Origin of the sequence: Kribbella jiaozuonensis (genome assembly GCF_005233875.1) — a bacterium.
Classification (GTDB): Bacteria; Actinomycetota; Actinomycetes; order Propionibacteriales; family Kribbellaceae; genus Kribbella; species Kribbella jiaozuonensis.
This window is the reverse complement of the sequence record NZ_SZPZ01000002.1, coordinates 765,299-781,658: the sequence shown is the minus strand read 5'-3', so window position 1 is coordinate 781,658 and position 16,360 is coordinate 765,299. Positions and strand designations below refer to the sequence as shown.

Below are 16,360 nucleotides of genomic sequence, written 5' to 3'. Positions count from 1 at the left end.
TGGGTACTGTGCCGGGCATGGCCGGGGGTGTGGCTGAGGTGGGGATCCGACTGTTCGGGCCGCTCGCGGTCACGGTCGGCTGCGAGCCGGTGGAGCTGAAGGGCGACCGGCTGCGGACGCTGCTCGCCGTACTCGCGATGTCGGCGGGTGAGTGCGTCGCGGTGGACACGCTGGCCGATCGGGTCTGGGGTGAAGAGCTCCCGGATCGGGTCAAGAGCAGTCTGCACACGCTGATCGCACGACTCCGCCAGGCGCTGGGAGCTGACGCCGTACAGACTCGTCACGGTGGGTACGTGTTCGCGGTCTCGGCCGACCAGGTCGACGTACTGCGGTTCAAGCAGGCTGACGGTCCGGCTGCGGCGCTCCAGGAGTGGACGGGCGAGCCGTTCTGCGGCACGAAGTCGGACTGGCTCGCGACGACCGTCCTGCCACAGCTGGTCGAACTGCGGCTGTCGGCCGTCGAACGCCTCGCCGATCTCGAGCCGTCCGACGAGCTGCTCGCACAGCTGCAGGAGCTGACCGCGGCGTACCCACTGCGCGAGTCACTCTGGATCCGGCTGCTCCGAATGCTGGCCGCCGCCGGCCGCTCCGCCGAGGCGCTGGGACGGTACGACGTGATCCGCGCGCGGCTCGCCGACGAACTCGGCGTAGGCCCCGGCGCCGACCTACAACAACTCCACGCCGACCTCCTCGCGGCGGACGCTGAACTACACCGCCACCGCGCCCCGGACACCGACCTGCACCCCGCCCCGGACGCCGACCGGCACCGCGCCCGGGATGCAGACCGCCACCGCGCCTTGGACGCCGACCTGCACCCGCACCACGCCGCCCACGCCGCCCACGGCGACCACCGCGACCACCGCGACCGGTGCGACCACGGCGACCGGTGCGACCGGTGCGACCAGTGCGACCAGCGCGATGACCGGGCCGACCTGCGGCTCCCTCACCCGATCGAGCTGGACGTCCCGAAATCGCTCCCCGCCGATCTGCCTACCTTCACCGGCCGCGCCGCTGAGCTGGCCGTTCTGACCGCGTTGCCGGGCGGTGTGATGGTGGCGGCGGTGGACGGGATGGCGGGGGTCGGGAAGACGGCGTTGGTGGTCCGGGCGGCGCATCAGCTGGCTCCGTCGTACCCGGACGGGCAGGTGTTCGTCGATCTGCACGGGCACACCGACGGAGTCAGGCCGGCAGACGCCGGAGATGTGGTGGCGCGGCTGCTGGAGGTCTTCGGCGTACCGGCGGACCGCGTGCCTCGCGAACTCGACGACCGCGCCGGACTGCTGCGCACGCTCCTCGCCGACCGCCGCGTCCTGCTGGTCCTCGACAACGCCGTCGACGAGGCACAGGTCCGCCCGCTCCTCCCCGGCACGCCAGGTTCGGGCGTGCTGATCACCAGCCGGCACCGCCTCGCCGACCTCGACACCACCGCGGCCGTCTCCCTGCAGACACTGCCACCCGACGACGCCGTCCACCTCTTCACGACCGTCGCAGGCAGGAGCGGTACGCCGCCCGCCGTACTGACCGAGCTCGTCGAGCAGTGCGGGCTCCTCCCCCTCGCGATCCGCATCTCGGCCGCGCGGCTGAGATCCCATCCGTCCTGGACCGCCGAGCAACTCCTGGAGCGACTCCGCAGCCACGAGCACCGCTTGACCGAGCTCACCGCCGGACCGCGCAGCGTCGCGGCCGCGATCGACCTGTCGTACCGCGAGCTCGGCCCCGACCTCCGCCGCGCGTACCGCCGACTCGGACTGCACCCGGGCGCCGACTTCGACACCAGTGCGGCCGCGGCCCTGCTCGATCTCGACAACGCCGCGACCAGCCGCGCTCTGGAGCAGCTGCTGAACGTCCATCTCCTGCAAGAGCCCGCGTTCGGCCGCTACCAATTCCACGATCTCGTCCGCGACCACGCCCGTACCGTCGCCGCCGACGAGTCCCCCGCCGCACTCACCCGCCTGGTCGACTACTACTGCCAGGCCGCCACCGAGGCGACCGCCAGCCGCTACCCGAACCACACCGGCCTCCATCACCACCCCGACGCCCACCCGATCACCAGTACGCCGGACGACTGGCTCCAGACGGAACTCCCGAACCTCCTCCTGATCACCGAACAGGCCGGCAACTGCACCCTGCACTTCTCGGCCAGCTTGTACCCGTACCTCCGCACCGTCGGCCGACTCACCACCCTGGAAGACCTGCACCACCGCGCGCTCGACGTCGCACGCGCCACGAACAACACCACCGGCGAGACAGACCTGCTACTCCGCCTCGGCGAATGCCACCGCGTACAAGGGATCCACGCGCAGGCACTCGAGGAGTACGGCGAAGCGCTGAAGCTCGCCCGCACCAGCGCCTACCGGTCAGGTGAGATGCGCGCGCTGCACGGTCTAGGCCTCGTCCACGGGACCCAGGACCGCAACAGCCTCGCGCTCCGCGAACTGCACGAGTCGCTCGCCGTCGCGGAGTCCATGGACAACCAGTCCGGTCGCCTGGCCGCGCTGAACGGTCTCGGCTGGATGTGCGGCAAGCTCGGCGATCACGCCGCCAGTCTGGAGTTCACCGGCCGCGCACTGATCATCGCCCGCGCCATCGACCACCGCAGCGTCGGGAAACTGCTGACCAGCATCGCCCACGCCCACCTCCTCCAGGCGGACCCGCTGCGAGCGATCGAGTTCTACCAGCAGGGCCTGGAGCACGCACGGGACAACGGCAACCTGCACAACCAGCTCCGCTCGCTGGACGGGCTGGCCGAATCACACCGGCACCTTGGTGCGTACTCCGATGCGTTCGACTGCCGTGAGCAGGCGATGGACCTTGCCCGCGACCTGGGCTCACCCAACTGGGAGTTCGAGGCGCACCAAGGATTCGGCCGGCTGCACCTGACCGTTGGACGGCCCAACGAAGCTCTCGACTCCCACCGCCGCGCGCTGGAGCTGGCGACGCAGCTCTACCAGCCCGTGGACCAGGCGCGGGCCTACGACGGGCTCGCGTACGCGCTCGCAGCACTCGGCCGGTGCGAGGAGGCCCGACAGCACTGGCAGCGCGCGCTGACGATTCTGGAGACGGTCGGCGTCGAGACCAGCGACGACCCCGAGACGAGCGTCGCCGTACTGCGCGGCCAACTGGAGCAATTCGCCGTACCGGCTGATTAGTCTGGGCGGCATGACTCTCGCCGACTTTCCCAGGTATCCGCTTTTGTTCGGGCCGAGCCCGGTGCATCCGCTCGAGCGGTTGTCGGCGTACCTGGGTGGGGCGAAGGTGTGGGCGAAGCGGGAGGACTGCAACTCGGGGCTTGCGTACGGCGGGAACAAGACGCGGAAGCTGGAGTACCTGATCCCGGACGCGCTCGCTCAAGGCGCGGACACGTTGGTGTCGATCGGCGGGTACCAGTCGAACCACACCCGGCAGGTGGCCGCGGTCGCCGCGAAGGTGGGGTTGAAGGCGGTGCTGGTCCAGGAGAACTGGGTGGACTGGCCGGATGCGCTCAACGACCGGGTCGGCAACATTCTGCTCAGCCGAATCATGGGCGCCGAGGTGCGGCTCGATCCGGCCGGGTTCGGGATCGGGTTCAAGGACAGCTGGAAGCAGGCCCTCGAGGACGTGCAGGCACGCGGCGGTACGCCGTACGCGATCCCGGCCGGCGCATCGGATCATCGGCTCGGCGGGCTCGGGTTCGCGCAATGGGCGTACGAGGTGGAGCAGCAGGAGCGGGAGCTCGGCGTCTTCTTCGACACGATCGTGGTCTGCTCGGTGACCGGCTCGACGCATGCCGGGATGATCGCCGGGTTCGCCGGGCAGGACCGGCCGCGGCGGGTGATCGGGATCGACGCGAGCGCGAAGCTACAGGAGACGCGCGACCAGGTCGAGCGGATCGCCCGCGCGACGGCCTCGTTGATCGGGTTGGGGCGCGACCTACGCGACGACGAGATCACGGTGCTGGAGGGCTGGGCCGGGGACGAGTACGGGATCCCGGTGCAGTCGACGCTGGATGCGATCCGGCTGACCGGTCAGCTCGAGGGCATGATCATCGACCCGGTCTACGAGGGGAAGTCGATGGCGGGCCTGATCGACCTGATCCGCAACGGTGACATCCCGAAGGACTCGACCGTGCTCTACGCGCACCTCGGCGGGCAGCCTGCTCTCAACGCTTACAGCGGGCTGTTCACGCTGTCGCAGCCGATCGACTAGCGGCTACCAGCCGCCGGCGAAGAAGGATTCGAGGCCGGGTAGCGGGTGTGCGGCGGTGGTCGCGTTCGCGAACACGATGACGGCCAGTGTGAGCGCCAGCAGCGGGGTGAAGACGCCGTACGCCGCCAGCAGCCGCCGGGGGCGTCGCTCGGACCGGTCCGTCCTGGTGAACCCTCGCCAGAGCAGGACGGAGAGAAGCACGAGCACGAGGACCACGAGCGTGCCCTCGATGGCCATGACCGCGTGGAACTTGACGTAGTCGCTGCGGATCACGTCGAGGGCGGGTGAGTTCTGACCGTCGGCGAGGTGCTGCCTGATCTGGGCGAGGGTGTCGGGCAGCGGGCCGGCTGAGGCGTTGGGCTTGCCGAACAGCATCGGGAGGAGGGAGCCGAACGGCGCTGCCATGCCGTGGATGTTGGCCATGACGGCGGCGAGCGAGACCACGGCCAGGGCGGTAGACAGGACGCCGCTCGCGGCGAGGGCCGCTGCTCGGAGGCCGCTGGTGCGGAGGAAGGCTTGCCAGCTGAGTACGCCGAGGGCGATGAGGACCGCCAGCAATGCAGCGGCGAGGAGGGCTTTGGCTACGTGGTAGCGGAACCAGTAGTCGACGACGGGTCGGAGTTCGGCGCCGAAGTCGGCGTTGCCGGTGTGCCAGTAGCTTACGAAGGCGGTGCGGAAGGTGGCGATGAGGTTCGATTCGCTGCCGAGGGCGGTGGTCGCTCGGGTGCTCGCCAACGCGGCGGGGGCCAGTACGAAGGCGACGAGGAGTGCCGCGGTGGCGGTCGCGGCGGAGGTGAGCGCCTGCCATGGCCGGAGGAAGGTGGTCGACGTCATGGGGTCACGCTAGGCGGGCGTGTCCGGTGCGAACCATCACGCTGGATCGACTCTTGGGGTAGCGCCGGCGATACCTCTTGCGTCAGCCGATTCCGGGGCCGACGAGGGTGCCGACGAAGTACGTCAGGGCGGCTGCGGCGGCGCCGAGCAGGAGCTGGCGGAGACCGGAGTACCACCAGGAGCGGCTGGTGACGCGGGAGACGACGGCGCCGCAGACGAACAGGGCCGTCAGGGACAGGATGAGGGACGGTAGGACGTTGCCTGCGCCGAACAGGTACGGCGCGAGCGGGATAAAGGCGCCGACTGCGAAGCAGATGAATGACGAAGCGGCTGCGATGACCGGGTTCGGGAGGTCGTCGGGGTCGATGCCGAGTTCTTCGCGGACGTGTTCCTCGAGGGCCTGGTCCGGGTTCGCGTGGAACTGCTTGGCGACCTTGCTCGCGAGGTCCGGGTCGAGGCCCTTCGCGCGGTACGTCTCGGCGAGCTCGATCTCCTCGTCGATCGGGTGCTTCTTGATCTCCTTGCGCTCGATCTCGATCTCGGCGTGGGCAAGCTCGCGCTGGGAGGCGACGGAGGTGTACTCCCCCGCCGCCATCGAGAACGCACCCGCTGCCAGACCGGCGAGGCCCGCCAGGATGATGAACTTCGAGCCGGAGCTGGTGCCGCCGTCCATACCGGCGATCAGGGCGAAGTTCGACACCAGGCCGTCCATCGCCCCGAACACCGCGGGCCGCAGCCAGCCGCCGTTTACATCACGGTGCGTGTGGTCCCCGTGATGCTCAGCCGACACATCAGGCGTCTCAGTCACGAGCCCCATCAGACTCGGAACCGTTCTTAACTTCAACCTTCGGCGCTTCTGTCGAGCTTTCTGGTTCGCTCGCCTCCGGCGTTTCCTCGTCCGTTTCCGTCTCAGGAGCCTCGTCAGCAGCGTCCTCGGCGTCGGCTGGCTTCTCGGCGGGGGTCGGCTTGCCGGCGGCGGGGCCGGTGGTGATGTCTTCCTGGCCGGGGTGGCGCTTGGCGCTGATGATGAAGGCGGCTACTGCGAGGACGAACAGGATGAGGGCGGTCCAGACGTTCAGGCGGAGGCCTAGGAAGTGGTTCACGGTGTCGATGCGCATGTTTTCGATCCAGGCGCGGCCGGCGGTGTAGCCGGCGACGTACAGGAAGAAGGCGCGGCCGTGGCCGAGTTTGTAGCGGCGGTCGACCAGGATGACGAGGGCTACGACGCCCAGGTTCCAGACCGCCTCGTAGAGGAACGTCGGGTGGAAGGTGGCGAAGTCGGCGTACCCGGCCGGACGGTGTTCCGGTGAGATCTCCAGGCCCCACGGCTTCGTGGTCGGGCGGCCGAAGAGTTCCTGGTTGAAGTAGTTGCCGAAGCGGCCGAACACCTGCGCCAGCGCGATCCCCGGCGCCATCGCGTCCGCGACCGCGAGGAACGGCACCTTCGCCCGCCGGCAGGCGATCCACGCACCCAGCGCGCCGAATCCGACCGCACCCCAGATGCCGAGCCCGCCGTGCCAGATCTTCAGCGCGTCGATCGGATGCCGGCCCTCGCCGAAGTACAGCTCGGCGTCGGTGATCACGTGGTAGATCCGCGCACCGACCAGCCCGAACGGGATCGCCCAGAACATGATGTCGGCGAGCACCGGCGCGGACCCGCCGCGCGCCACCCAGCGGCGGCGGCCGAGCCAGTAGCCGACGAAGATGCCGGCCAGGATGCACAGCGCGTACGCGCGGATCGGAAGGCCGAAGATGTGCCAGACACCCTGGCTCGGGCTGGGGATGAACGCCGGAACCATCACGGCGGGAATCAGACTAGACATGGCAAGGGGGAACGCTACTCGACCCACCAGACCACTGCCAGAAACGCACGGTCACGATGGGGCCTCAGCTTGCGACCGCGTCGACGGCGTTCTGCAGCCCCTCGGAGCTCAGCTGGTCCGTCGGCAACTGCTTGCCGTTGACGTAGACCGTCGGCGTCCCGGTCACACCGCGGTCGTCGGCCGCCTTGCCCACCGACTCCAGCCAGCCCGCGTACGTGTTGCCCTGCAGCGCCTGCTGGAACTTCTCGTCACCGACGCCGAGCTGCTTGCCGAGCTCGATCAGCTGGTCCGTGGTCCACGACTTCGAGAAATCGCCGTACATCTCGTCGGCGAAGCTCAGCGCCTTGCCGTTCGCGGCCGCGGCGGCGAACGCGTTGGCCAGCCGCGGCGAGGCGTCCGGGTTGACGAACTGCAGCGGCCAGTAGGTCAGCGTCGCCGTACCGTCCTGGACGAGCTTGTCGATGGTCGCGCCGCTCGCCTCCTCGAACTCCGCGCAGTGCGGGCAGCGGAAGTCGAGGTACAGGTCGATGTTGACCTTCGCGCCGGCCTTACCGACCGTGACGCCCTTGCCTGACGTGCCCGGGCCGGTGATGACCGTGGGCTCGGGCCGGCCGTTCGAGGTGACCTCGACCTTGGAGTGACCGCGGTAGTACTGGACCCCGACACCGCCCGCGAGCGCGAGTACCAGGATGACCACCACGATGATCCCTGGCGAGATCCGGCGCTTCGACTGCTGCAGCAGCGGATTGGCGTTGCTCACGACGCGATGACTCCTTGCGGTTCGGATACGACAGCGAACTTACTGACGGGCTGCCACCACAGCCACACGGCCAGCGCCAGCAGGCCGATGTCCCGGAGGATCTCCTGCAGGTACTTCGTCTGGCCCGCCGCGACCTGACCGCCGCCGCCGAAGCAGCCGCAGTCGATCGACAGGCCGCGGGCCCAGGCGGACGACACCGCGACGATGAACACGATCATGAAAACACCCGCGGCCGCGGCCGAGGCGCGGACACCGAAGCCGACGATCAACAGCAACCCGATCGCGATCTCCAGGAACGGCAGCCCCCAGCCGACCGGCTGCACGAGCGACGACGGCAGCAGCTCGTACGCGCGGACCGCCTGAGCAGCCGTCTCAGGATCGGTGACCTTCAACGCGCCGGCGACCAGCATCACGCCACCGAGCACGAGCCGGGCGACGAGCGACACCCACGGGAACCAAGCTTTCACTGGTTGTCCGCCACGAGCTTCCCGAAGTCGTGCGACAGGTCGCCGATGGCCGCGTCGGACAGCCAGAGCACGTTCGCCTTGTCGTTCTTGCCGAAGCCGATCACCTGCGCTCCGTGACCGACCTCGTACCCTCCGGAAGGAAGCTTCTGCATCCCTTCCACCGGTACGCCGACCGCCTTCGCGACGTCCTTGATCGACGCCAGCGACCCGGTCAGCCCGGTGAACGACGGGTCGAACCGGTCCAGGTACTTGCGGATCACCGGACCGGTGTCCCGCGACGGGTCGGTGGTGATGAACAGCATCTGGATCTGGTCGCGCACCGGCTGGTCCAGCTTGGTCAGCGCGGACGCCACGTCAGCCATCACGGTCGGACACACGTCCGGGCAGTTCGTGTAGCCGAAGAACACCAGCGTGACCGGCTTCTTCGTCGACGTGACCAGGTTGAACGGGTTCCCGCCGGTGTCGGTCAGGGTGGTCGCGGGCATCGAGTACGGCTGGTCCAGCGTGGCGCCGCGCAGCCCGTTCGGGTCCTGGCTGCTGCGGATGATCGCCCCGCCCGGATTGTCGGCCTTCTGCTCCTTGCCACTGCAGCCCGCGAGGGCGAGCAGAGCCACCGCGGCCAGCAGAACGACCGCGTTCCTGGTTCGACTCACGGCGGTACTAACGTTCGGCAGGCGTGCGGGGTTCCCGGCGGACGCCCTCAGCGAGGTCTTCGGTCAACGCACGGACGCCGGCCGGGCCGCCGTCCTGGAGCGCCTTGACCAGGGCCGCGCCGACGATCGCCGCGTCCGCGAACGCCACCACGCCGGCCGCCTGATCCCCGTTGGAGATGCCGAGGCCGACGCCGACCGGCAGCCCGGTCACCGCCTTCGTCCGGCCGACCAGCGGCGCCGCGAGCTCCGACGGCTTGTCCCGCGCACCGGTGACACCCATCACAGCGGTCGCGTACACGAACCCGCGGCAGGCGGCAGTGGTCATCCGGATCCGCTCGTCGGTCGACGACGGCGAGACCAGGAACACCTTGTCCAGGTCGTGTTTGTCCGCGGCCGCGATCCACTCCGCACCCTCGTCCGGGATCAGGTCGGGCGTGATCAGCCCCGCTCCCCCGACGCCGGCGAAATCGGCCGCGAACCGGTCCACGCCGTACCGCTCGATCGGGTTCCAGTACGTCATCACGAGCACCGGTACGTCGGAGTACGCCGCGAGCTTCTCGACCGTGCTCAGCACGTCCCGGGTCCGCAGCCCGCCGGCCCGCGCGACCTCGGTGGCCCGCTGGATCGTGACGCCGTCCATCACCGGGTCGCTGTACGGCAGGCCGAGCTCGATCACGTCGGCACCGCCGTCGATCATCGCCTTGACCCCGTCCACGGCGCCGTCGTACGTCGGGAAGCCGGCCGGCAGGTACCCGATCAGCGCGCCGCGGCCGGCGTCGTTCGCCTTCCGGATCGCGACCCCACCCTTGCCCAGAGCAACCACATCACTCACCGGAGGCCTCATCCCCGCCGAGGCCGAACCACTTGGCGGCCGTGTCCATGTCCTTGTCCCCGCGACCGGAGAGGTTCACCAGGATAGTTGCCTCAGGCCCCAGTTCCTTGGCGATGTCGAGCGCGCCGGCGACCGCGTGCGCGGACTCGATGGCCGGGATGATGCCCTCGGTGCGCGACAGCAGCTGGAACGCTTCCATCGCCTCGGCGTCGGTGATCGGCCGGTACGACGCACGCCCGGTCTCGGCCAGCCACGCGTGCTCCGGACCGACACCCGGGTAGTCCAGTCCCGCGGAGATCGAGTGCGACTCGATCGTCTGGCCGTCCTCGTCCTGCAGCAGGAACGACCGCGCACCATGCAGTACGCCGACCTGCCCGGCCGTGATCGTCGCCGCATGCCGACCGGTCTCGAACCCGTCGCCACCCGGCTCGATGCCGTACAGCTTCACGCTCTCGTCCGGGATGAACGCCGTGAACAGGCCGATCGCGTTCGACCCGCCACCGACCGAGGCGACCGCGGCGTCCGGCAGCTTGCCGAGCAGTTCGAGCGACTGCTCCCGCGCCTCGTCTCCGATCCCACGGACGAAATCGCGGACCATCGCGGGGAACGGGTGCGAGCCGGCCGCCGTACCGAGGATGTAGTGCGTCTTGTCCACGCTGGCGACCCAGTCGCGGAGCGCCTCGTTGATCGCGTCCTTCAGCGTCCGGCTGCCGGTCTTGACCGAGATCACCTCGGCGCCGAGCAGCCGCATCCGGGCCACGTTCAGCGCCTGGCGCTCGGTGTCGACCTCGCCCATGTAGACGACGCACTCCAGGCCGAGGTACGCGCACGCGGTCGCCGTGGCGACGCCGTGCTGGCCGGCGCCGGTCTCGGCGATCACCCGCGGCTTGCCCATCCGCTTGGTCAGCAGCGCCTGGCCGATCGCGTTGCGGATCTTGTGCGCACCGGTGTGGTTCAGGTCCTCGCGCTTGAGCAGGATCCGCGCGCCGGCCGCGTCGGACAGCCGGGTCGCGTCGTACAGCAGGCTCGGGGCGCCGATGTAGTCGCGCAGCATCCGCTCGAACTCACCGGTGAACTCCGGGTCGGCCATCGCCTCGCGCCACGCGGTCGTGAGCTCGTCGAGCGGCGCGATCAGCGCCTCCGGCATGAACCTGCCGCCGAAACGGCCGAAGTGCCCGAACTGGTCGGGCAGCACAGTAGACATCCGACAAAACCTTCCAACCCGGCCCAGACGGCTCGGGAGAGTTACTACCCCTACCCGTTTGGACCGGGAGGAGAGGTCAGTGCCGCTGCTGGATTGCGGGGTGCGATCCGGCGGCGACGAGGTCGGCGACCGAGGCGCGAGGATCGCGGCCGGTCACCAGGGTTTCACCGACGAGGACGACATCGGCCCCGGCGCGCGCGAACTCGATTACATCATGCGGCCCGCGGACGCCGGACTCGGCCACCCGGACCAGTTCGGTCGGGATCGTCGGCGCGACCCGCGCGAACGTGTCCCGGTCGACCTCGAGAGTCTTCAGGTTGCGGTTGTTCACGCCGATGAGCTGAGCGCCGGCGTCCACCGCACGCCGGGTCTCCTCCTCGTCGTGCACCTCGACCAGCGGGCACAGGCCGATCGAGTGCGCCCGCTCGATCAGCGAGACCAGAGCCTCCTGCTCCAGCGCGGCCGCGATCAGCAGCACCATGTCGGCGCCGGCTGCCCGGGCCTCCCAGAGCTGGTACGACGAGACGACGAAGTCCTTGCGCAGGACCGGCACGTCGACCCGGCCGCGGACGGCGCGCAGGTCGTCGAGGCTCCCGTTGAACCGGCGCTCTTCGGTGAGGACCGAAATCGCGGCGGCGCCACCCAACTCGTACTCCCCGGCCAGCGCGGCCGGGTCGGTGATCTCGGCCAGCTCGCCCTTCGACGGGCTGGACCGCTTCACCTCGGCGATCACCGCGATCCCGTCACCACGGAACACGGGCATCGGGTCCTTGGCGTCGGGCTTGCGCTGGGCCTCCTGCTTCAGATCGTCCAGGCTGACCCGCGCCTGGCGCTCCGCAAGGTCCTCGCGGACCCCAGCGAGAATGTCGTCAAGCACAGTCATGTCCGTCCGCCCCTCAGTGGTCGCCGTCAGTCGGGACCCCGAAGCCCAGCAACTGCAGCACCTTGCCGGCCAGCGCACCGAGCACCGCGATCGCGACGGAGATCCAGAACAGCACCCAGTTCGGCCCGAGCACCATCGCGATGGCGCCGAGCGTGAACGCGACCAGCACGATCACCACCGCGGTCCACGCCGCGGGGCTGTTGCCGTGCAGATCGTGGGGGGCCTCCTCGTCGATCCGACTAGCTCCTTGATCCGCCACCGTATTGTCCATAGTTGGCGCCACTCCTCCTCGTCGTCACGTCCTATTGTGGCGGTAGCCCGCCGCGATCAGAGAGTCGGGTCCTCCCCGGCGTCGATCGCCTTCCACTGATCGGCCGGTGAGGCAGCCGGATCACGCTCGTATCGTGCCGTAGGTCGCCGCCACCGATGCGCCGTCAGCACGGTGATCAGCCCCGCCGCGACCAGTGCGATCCCACCGGCCAGCGCGAACCAGGGCGCTACGCCGAGAGTCTGCGTGACCTGGTCGGCGAATACGTCGCTCAGCTCGGGCCGCAGCCTGCTCAACTCGGGACCATCGGGTCGCACGAACAGCCCGACGACGACCGCGATCGCGCCCAACAACGCCACAAGTGCGCCCAGCACCCGGCGCAACGCCGTACCTGCGAGCTTGGTGACGACCACGGCGACGACCGACGCAAGGGCCAGGGTGACCGGCGCCTTGGTGATCGTGTAGCCGTTGAACACCACGTCGGCGCGGCCGTTGCCCGGGTTGGCCGAGACCCATGTCAGGTAGCCGGACAGGCCGAGCAGCACCAGCGCCACCAGGGCCAGCAGGTCGACTATCCGTTGAGGTTTCATACGTCGCTGAAGGTTCCCGCGACCGCGATCGCGTTCAGTACGGCGGCCGCCTTGGTCCGGCACTCCGCGTCCTCCGAGGCCGGGTCGGAGTCCGCGACGATCCCGGCGCCGGCCTGCACGTACGCCGTCCCGCCGCGCAGTACCGCGGTCCGGATCGCGATCGCGGTGTCGGCGTCGCCGGCGAAGTCCAGGTAGCCGACCACGCCGCCGTACACGCCGCGCCGGGTGACCTCGAGCTTGTCGATGATCTCCATCGCCCGCGGTTTCGGTGCCCCGGACAACGTTCCGGCCGGGAACGCCGCGGTCAGTGCGTCGAACGCGGTCTTGCCGGCCGCCAACTGCCCGGTAACCGTCGACTCCAGGTGCATGACGTGGCTGTACCGCCGGACGGTCATGAAGTCGACCACCTCGACGGTGCCCGGCGCGCAGACCCGCCCGACGTCGTTGCGGCCGAGGTCGACCAGCATCAGGTGCTCGGCGCGCTCCTTGGCGTCGGCGCGCAGCTCCTCCTCGAGCGCGTGGTCCTCCTCGGGCGTGGTGCCGCGGCGGCGGGTGCCGGCGATCGGGTGCAGGATCACCTTGTTCTCGGTGACCTTGACCAGCGCCTCCGGGCTCGAGCCGACGATGTCGAAGCCGTCGAGGCGGACCAGGTACATGTACGGGCTCGGGTTGGACCTTCGCAGCACCCGGTAGATGTCCAGCGCGCTCGCGGTCGTCTGCAGCTCGAACCGCTGCGAGACCACGATCTGGAACGCCTCGCCGGCCCGGATCTCCTCCTTGGCGTGCTCGACCGCCTCCCGGTACTCCGCGCTCGAGCGCTGCCGGTGCGGGTCGGGCTGCGCCTGCCGGTCGGCGCGGACGACGTACGACGGGGTGGGCTGCGCGAGGTCGCGCTCCATCGCGTCGAGCCGTCGGACGGCGTCGGCGTACGCCTCGTCGACGCGCTCGTCGGAGTCGTCCCAGTTGACCGCGTTCGCGATCAGCCAGATCTCGCCGGTCTCGTGGTCGAGGGCGGCCAGGTCGGTGGCGAACAGGAAGGTCAGCTCGGGCAGCCCGAGGTCGTCGGTCGTTGTGTCGGGCAACCGCTCCAGGCGGCGGACGGCGTCGTACCCGAGGAAGCCGACCATGCCGCCGGTCAGCGGCGGCAGGTCGGGCAGTCGCGGCGTGTGCAGGATCTCGAGCGTCTCGCGGAGCGCCTTCAGCGGGTCACCGGTCTGCGGCAGGCCGACGGGCGGGTTGCCGGTCCAGACGGCCTCGCCGTCGCGCTCGGTCAGCGTCGCGGCGGAGCGGACGCCGATGAACGAATACCGTGACCACACCCCGCCGTTCTCCGCCGACTCGAGCAGGAACGTGCCTTCCCGCTCGGCCGCAAGCTTGCCGTAGACACCGATCGGCGTCTCGGCGTCGGCGAGCAGGCGCCGCGTGACCGGAATGACCCGACGGTCCTTCGCGTACTCACGGAACGTCTCCAGCTCCGGAACCGTCACGCCGCCACCTCGATCTCGCCGTGCTCGAAGCAGCTGCGGGTACCGGTGTGGCAGGCGGGACCTTCCTGGTCGACGAGGACGAGCAGGGTGTCGGCGTCGCAGTCGACGAGAATCTGCTTCACGTGCTGACGGTGGCCGCTGGTCTCGCCCTTGACCCAGTACTCCTGCCGGCTGCGGGACCAGAACGTGCTCCGCCTGGTCTCCGCGGTACGGCGTACCGCCTCGGCGTTCATCCAGCCCACCATCAGGACCTCGCGCGTGTCGTACTGCTGCACCACCGCGGGTATCAACCCCGCCGCGTCGAAGGTCAACTCGTCGATGTTCACCGACCCATTGTCCCCGATCTGATCGGCAGCACTGACCACGGGCTGACCACGGGCTGACAAGATGGCGGGATGACGAGTGAGTACGTGGTGATCGACGGCCACAACGATCTGCCCATCGCGTTCTACGAGTTGTGCAACTACGACCTCGACGCGCACGACCTGGCCGGATCGGTCCCGGAGCTGAACACGGACCTGCCGCGGCTGCGGGCCGGCCGCGTCGGCGCCCAGTTCTGGTCGTTGTGGGTGCCGCAGGACGAGCACGCGGTACGGCGTACTTTCGAGCAGCTCGACTTCGTCCTGCGCTTCGTCGAGCGCTTCCCGCAGGACCTGCAGCTCGCGTCGTCGGCCGATGACGTGGACGCGGCGATCAAGGCCGGCCGGATCGCCTCGCTGATGGGGATGGAGGGCGGCCACTCGATCGGCGAGTCCCTCGGCGTACTGCGGGTGATGCGCGAGCTCGGCGTGCGGTACATGACGCTCACGCACAACAACAACGTGTCCTGGGCGGACTCGGCCACCGACGAGCCGGTGCTCGGCGGACTGAACGACTTCGGCGAGCAGGTCGTCCGCGAGATGAACCGGATCGGCATGCTGGTCGACCTCTCGCACGTCTCCGCGGACACCATGCGGCACGCAATCCGCGTCACCAGCGCGCCGGTGATCTTCAGCCACTCCTCGTCCCGCGCGGTCTGCAACGTACCGCGGAACGTGCCCGACGACGTGCTCGAGACGCTGGCCGCCAACGACGGCGTCTGCATGGTCACCTTCGTCCCGTACTTCGTCTCGCAGGCGTACGTCGACTGGCTCGACGGCATGCGCGCGCTGGCCAAGGAACGCGGGCTGGAGGGCAAGGAGCACCGCGAGGAGGTCGAGAAGCTGTACGGCGTACCGCGACCCGACATCACGCTCGCCGACGTGGTCAAGCACGTCGAACACATCCGCGAGGTGGCGGGGATCGACCACATGGGCGTCGGCGGCGACTACGACGGCTGCCCGGAGTTCCCGGTGGAGCTGCCCGACGTGTCGTCGTACCCGGTGCTGTTCGACGCGCTGGCCGACCGCGGCTGGAGCGACGAGGACCTCCGGAAGCTTGCCGGAGGCAACATCCTGCGCGTGCTCCGGGCCGCGGACGACGTGGCAGCGTCCTAGGCGTCCTGGGCGTTGCGGTTCTGCGCCCGGATCTCGGGCAGCGGTTCGAGACCGGCGGCCTGGTACGTCGCGACCGCGCCGTCGTTGGACGCCGGCGTACAGGTGTAGATGCTCGACGCGCCCAGCTCCTGCAGAGCACGAGCACACGCGAGCACCATCGCCGTGCCGTATCCGCGCCCGCGATGCAGCCGGTGCACGCCCATCGGCTCGATGTAGCCGGGACGTCCTTCCCCGGCTGACCACACGGTCGCGGCAGCAACGGACTCACCGGTCTTGTTACGCGCGATCAGGCACCGCGCATCGGCGTACGGCACGCCGTCGGCCATCGCGAACCAGCGATCGTCGGTGAACGTCGACCCGTCGAACGACGCCCGCTGTACGGCGGTCCGCTCGTGCGCGTCCTCCGCGCCGACGACGTCGACCCGCATCCCCGGATCCGGCACCGGTCCGCTCAGACTCCGCAGCAGCGGGACCCACGGCTTGTCCGCATCCCACCCGTCCTTGAACAACAGGTCCTGCACGAGCGCCCCCATCGGCGTCTCGACCGCGACCTGGCCTTCGATCAGTACGCCGTTCGCCGGCGTCGACACATCCTCGACGATCCGCCGCGCCAACTCGTCGTCCCGCTGCAACTCCGGCGCGATCGACATCCGCAGCCAGTCGGGCTCGTCGAGCATCCCCACCGCAACGACCTCCCCGTCCCGCCGCCAGATCCGGGTAGCAGCCGCCGTCGCGTCCGCCCCGAACCGCCAGAACCACCCCAGATCCCCCGGATGCAACTGCAACGGCAGCCCGTTGCGGCTCCAGTCCCGCAGCACCTCCACAACCTCGCCCAGCTCACCGATCCCCGCCGTACTCAAAGCAATCGCCATACCCCGATCTCACACCATGGTCCGGAC

General features: G+C 69.5%; 17 protein-coding genes. 3 read left to right on the top strand and 14 right to left on the bottom strand.

The genetic code is table 11. From position 1 onward, the window contains the following. The first annotated feature begins 17 nt into the window (after nucleotides 1-17). Together FDA38_RS15305 and FDA38_RS15300 are read left to right on the top strand one after the other, a co-directional pair. Nucleotides 18-3,149: an AfsR/SARP family transcriptional regulator gene (locus FDA38_RS15305; RefSeq protein WP_137254700.1), complete on the top strand. Its 3,132-nt coding sequence runs from the start codon at nucleotides 18-20 to the stop codon at nucleotides 3,147-3,149. Between the two features lie 10 nt (nucleotides 3,150-3,159). Beyond that, entirely contained in the window at nucleotides 3,160-4,185 is a 1,026-nt protein-coding gene (locus FDA38_RS15300; protein WP_137254699.1) for a 1-aminocyclopropane-1-carboxylate deaminase, read from the top strand. A gap of 3 nt (nucleotides 4,186-4,188) precedes the next feature. Here FDA38_RS15300 and FDA38_RS15295 read toward each other — a convergent pair whose 3' ends face one another. The 13 genes from FDA38_RS15295 to hisI form a co-directional block, all read right to left on the bottom strand. Further along, on the bottom strand, nucleotides 4,189-5,019 hold the full coding sequence (locus FDA38_RS15295; protein ID WP_137254698.1) for a hypothetical protein: 831 nt from the start codon (nucleotides 5,017-5,019) through the stop codon (nucleotides 4,189-4,191). Nucleotides 5,020-5,101: 82 nt separating this feature from the next. Next, nucleotides 5,102-5,836 (bottom strand): VIT1/CCC1 transporter family protein, encoded by a 735-nt coding sequence (locus tag FDA38_RS15290; RefSeq protein ID WP_137254697.1) that lies wholly within the window; start codon nucleotides 5,834-5,836, stop codon nucleotides 5,102-5,104. Further along, nucleotides 5,820-6,842, bottom strand: coding sequence for a prolipoprotein diacylglyceryl transferase (lgt, locus tag FDA38_RS15285; RefSeq protein ID WP_202877694.1), 1,023 nt, complete (start codon nucleotides 6,840-6,842; stop codon nucleotides 5,820-5,822). Before lgt ends, FDA38_RS15290 begins: the two co-directional genes overlap by 17 nt. Before the next feature lie 64 nt (nucleotides 6,843-6,906). Then, nucleotides 6,907-7,602: a DsbA family protein gene (locus tag FDA38_RS15280; RefSeq protein ID WP_137254696.1), complete on the bottom strand. Its 696-nt coding sequence runs from the start codon at nucleotides 7,600-7,602 to the stop codon at nucleotides 6,907-6,909. Beyond that, nucleotides 7,599-8,069, bottom strand: coding sequence for a DoxX family protein (locus FDA38_RS15275; RefSeq protein ID WP_137254695.1), 471 nt, complete (start codon nucleotides 8,067-8,069; stop codon nucleotides 7,599-7,601). Before FDA38_RS15275 ends, FDA38_RS15280 begins: the two co-directional genes overlap by 4 nt. Continuing rightward, the gene (locus FDA38_RS15270) at nucleotides 8,066-8,722 is read right to left on the bottom strand and encodes an SCO family protein (RefSeq protein ID WP_233714726.1); all 657 of its coding nucleotides are present in this window, start codon (nucleotides 8,720-8,722) and stop codon (nucleotides 8,066-8,068) included. The genes FDA38_RS15275 and FDA38_RS15270 overlap by 4 nt, the downstream gene beginning before the upstream one ends. Nucleotides 8,723-8,729: 7 nt before the next feature. Then, entirely contained in the window at nucleotides 8,730-9,554 is an 825-nt protein-coding gene (trpA, locus tag FDA38_RS15265) for a tryptophan synthase subunit alpha (protein WP_137254694.1), read from the bottom strand. Next, nucleotides 9,547-10,758 (bottom strand): tryptophan synthase subunit beta, encoded by a 1,212-nt coding sequence (gene trpB / locus FDA38_RS15260; RefSeq protein WP_137254693.1) that lies wholly within the window; start codon nucleotides 10,756-10,758, stop codon nucleotides 9,547-9,549. The genes trpA and trpB overlap by 8 nt, the downstream gene beginning before the upstream one ends. A gap of 76 nt (nucleotides 10,759-10,834) precedes the next feature. Further along, nucleotides 10,835-11,641: an indole-3-glycerol phosphate synthase TrpC gene (gene trpC / locus FDA38_RS15255; protein WP_137254692.1), complete on the bottom strand. Its 807-nt coding sequence runs from the start codon at nucleotides 11,639-11,641 to the stop codon at nucleotides 10,835-10,837. A 13-nt stretch (nucleotides 11,642-11,654) separates the two neighbouring features. Next, the gene (locus tag FDA38_RS15250; RefSeq protein ID WP_137254691.1) at nucleotides 11,655-11,912 is read right to left on the bottom strand and encodes an HGxxPAAW family protein; all 258 of its coding nucleotides are present in this window, start codon (nucleotides 11,910-11,912) and stop codon (nucleotides 11,655-11,657) included. Between the two features lie 56 nt (nucleotides 11,913-11,968). Next, the gene (locus FDA38_RS15245) at nucleotides 11,969-12,499 is read right to left on the bottom strand and encodes a Trp biosynthesis-associated membrane protein (protein ID WP_137254690.1); all 531 of its coding nucleotides are present in this window, start codon (nucleotides 12,497-12,499) and stop codon (nucleotides 11,969-11,971) included. Then, nucleotides 12,496-13,986: an anthranilate synthase component I gene (locus FDA38_RS15240; protein ID WP_137254689.1), complete on the bottom strand. Its 1,491-nt coding sequence runs from the start codon at nucleotides 13,984-13,986 to the stop codon at nucleotides 12,496-12,498. Before FDA38_RS15240 ends, FDA38_RS15245 begins: the two co-directional genes overlap by 4 nt. Next, nucleotides 13,983-14,312, bottom strand: coding sequence for a phosphoribosyl-AMP cyclohydrolase (hisI, locus tag FDA38_RS15235; RefSeq protein WP_170989743.1), 330 nt, complete (start codon nucleotides 14,310-14,312; stop codon nucleotides 13,983-13,985). The genes FDA38_RS15240 and hisI overlap by 4 nt, the downstream gene beginning before the upstream one ends. Before the next feature lie 69 nt (nucleotides 14,313-14,381). On the opposite strand from hisI, the gene FDA38_RS15230 reads away from it, so the two are divergent. Beyond that, nucleotides 14,382-15,461: a dipeptidase gene (locus tag FDA38_RS15230; protein ID WP_137254687.1), complete on the top strand. Its 1,080-nt coding sequence runs from the start codon at nucleotides 14,382-14,384 to the stop codon at nucleotides 15,459-15,461. On the opposite strand, the gene FDA38_RS15225 is transcribed toward FDA38_RS15230, so the two are convergent. Then, entirely contained in the window at nucleotides 15,458-16,333 is an 876-nt protein-coding gene (locus FDA38_RS15225) for a GNAT family N-acetyltransferase (RefSeq protein ID WP_137254686.1), read from the bottom strand. The genes FDA38_RS15230 and FDA38_RS15225 overlap by 4 nt on opposite strands. Nucleotides 16,334-16,360 lie beyond the last annotated feature (27 nt).

What these genes read in the sequence shown, in the direction of transcription:
- trpB (WP_137254693.1), bottom strand. Translation starts at nt 10,758, where the DNA reads ATGTCTACTGTGCTGCCCGACCAGTTCGGGCACTTCGGCCGTTTCGGC.
- FDA38_RS15245 (WP_137254690.1), bottom strand. Translation starts at nt 12,499, where the DNA reads ATGAAACCTCAACGGATAGTCGACCTGCTGGCCCTGGTGGCGCTGGTG.
- FDA38_RS15250 (WP_137254691.1), bottom strand. Translation starts at nt 11,912, where the DNA reads ATGGACAATACGGTGGCGGATCAAGGAGCTAGTCGGATCGACGAGGAG.
- FDA38_RS15300 (WP_137254699.1), top strand. Translation starts at nt 3,160, where the DNA reads ATGACTCTCGCCGACTTTCCCAGGTATCCGCTTTTGTTCGGGCCGAGC.
- FDA38_RS15230 (WP_137254687.1), top strand. Translation starts at nt 14,382, where the DNA reads ATGACGAGTGAGTACGTGGTGATCGACGGCCACAACGATCTGCCCATC.
- trpC (WP_137254692.1), bottom strand. Translation starts at nt 11,641, where the DNA reads ATGACTGTGCTTGACGACATTCTCGCTGGGGTCCGCGAGGACCTTGCG.
- FDA38_RS15295 (WP_137254698.1), bottom strand. Translation starts at nt 5,019, where the DNA reads ATGACGTCGACCACCTTCCTCCGGCCATGGCAGGCGCTCACCTCCGCC.
- FDA38_RS15290 (WP_137254697.1), bottom strand. Translation starts at nt 5,836, where the DNA reads ATGGGGCTCGTGACTGAGACGCCTGATGTGTCGGCTGAGCATCACGGG.
- FDA38_RS15305 (WP_137254700.1), top strand. Translation starts at nt 18, where the DNA reads ATGGCCGGGGGTGTGGCTGAGGTGGGGATCCGACTGTTCGGGCCGCTC.
- lgt (WP_202877694.1), bottom strand. Translation starts at nt 6,842, where the DNA reads ATGTCTAGTCTGATTCCCGCCGTGATGGTTCCGGCGTTCATCCCCAGC.
- FDA38_RS15225 (WP_137254686.1), bottom strand. Translation starts at nt 16,333, where the DNA reads ATGGCGATTGCTTTGAGTACGGCGGGGATCGGTGAGCTGGGCGAGGTT.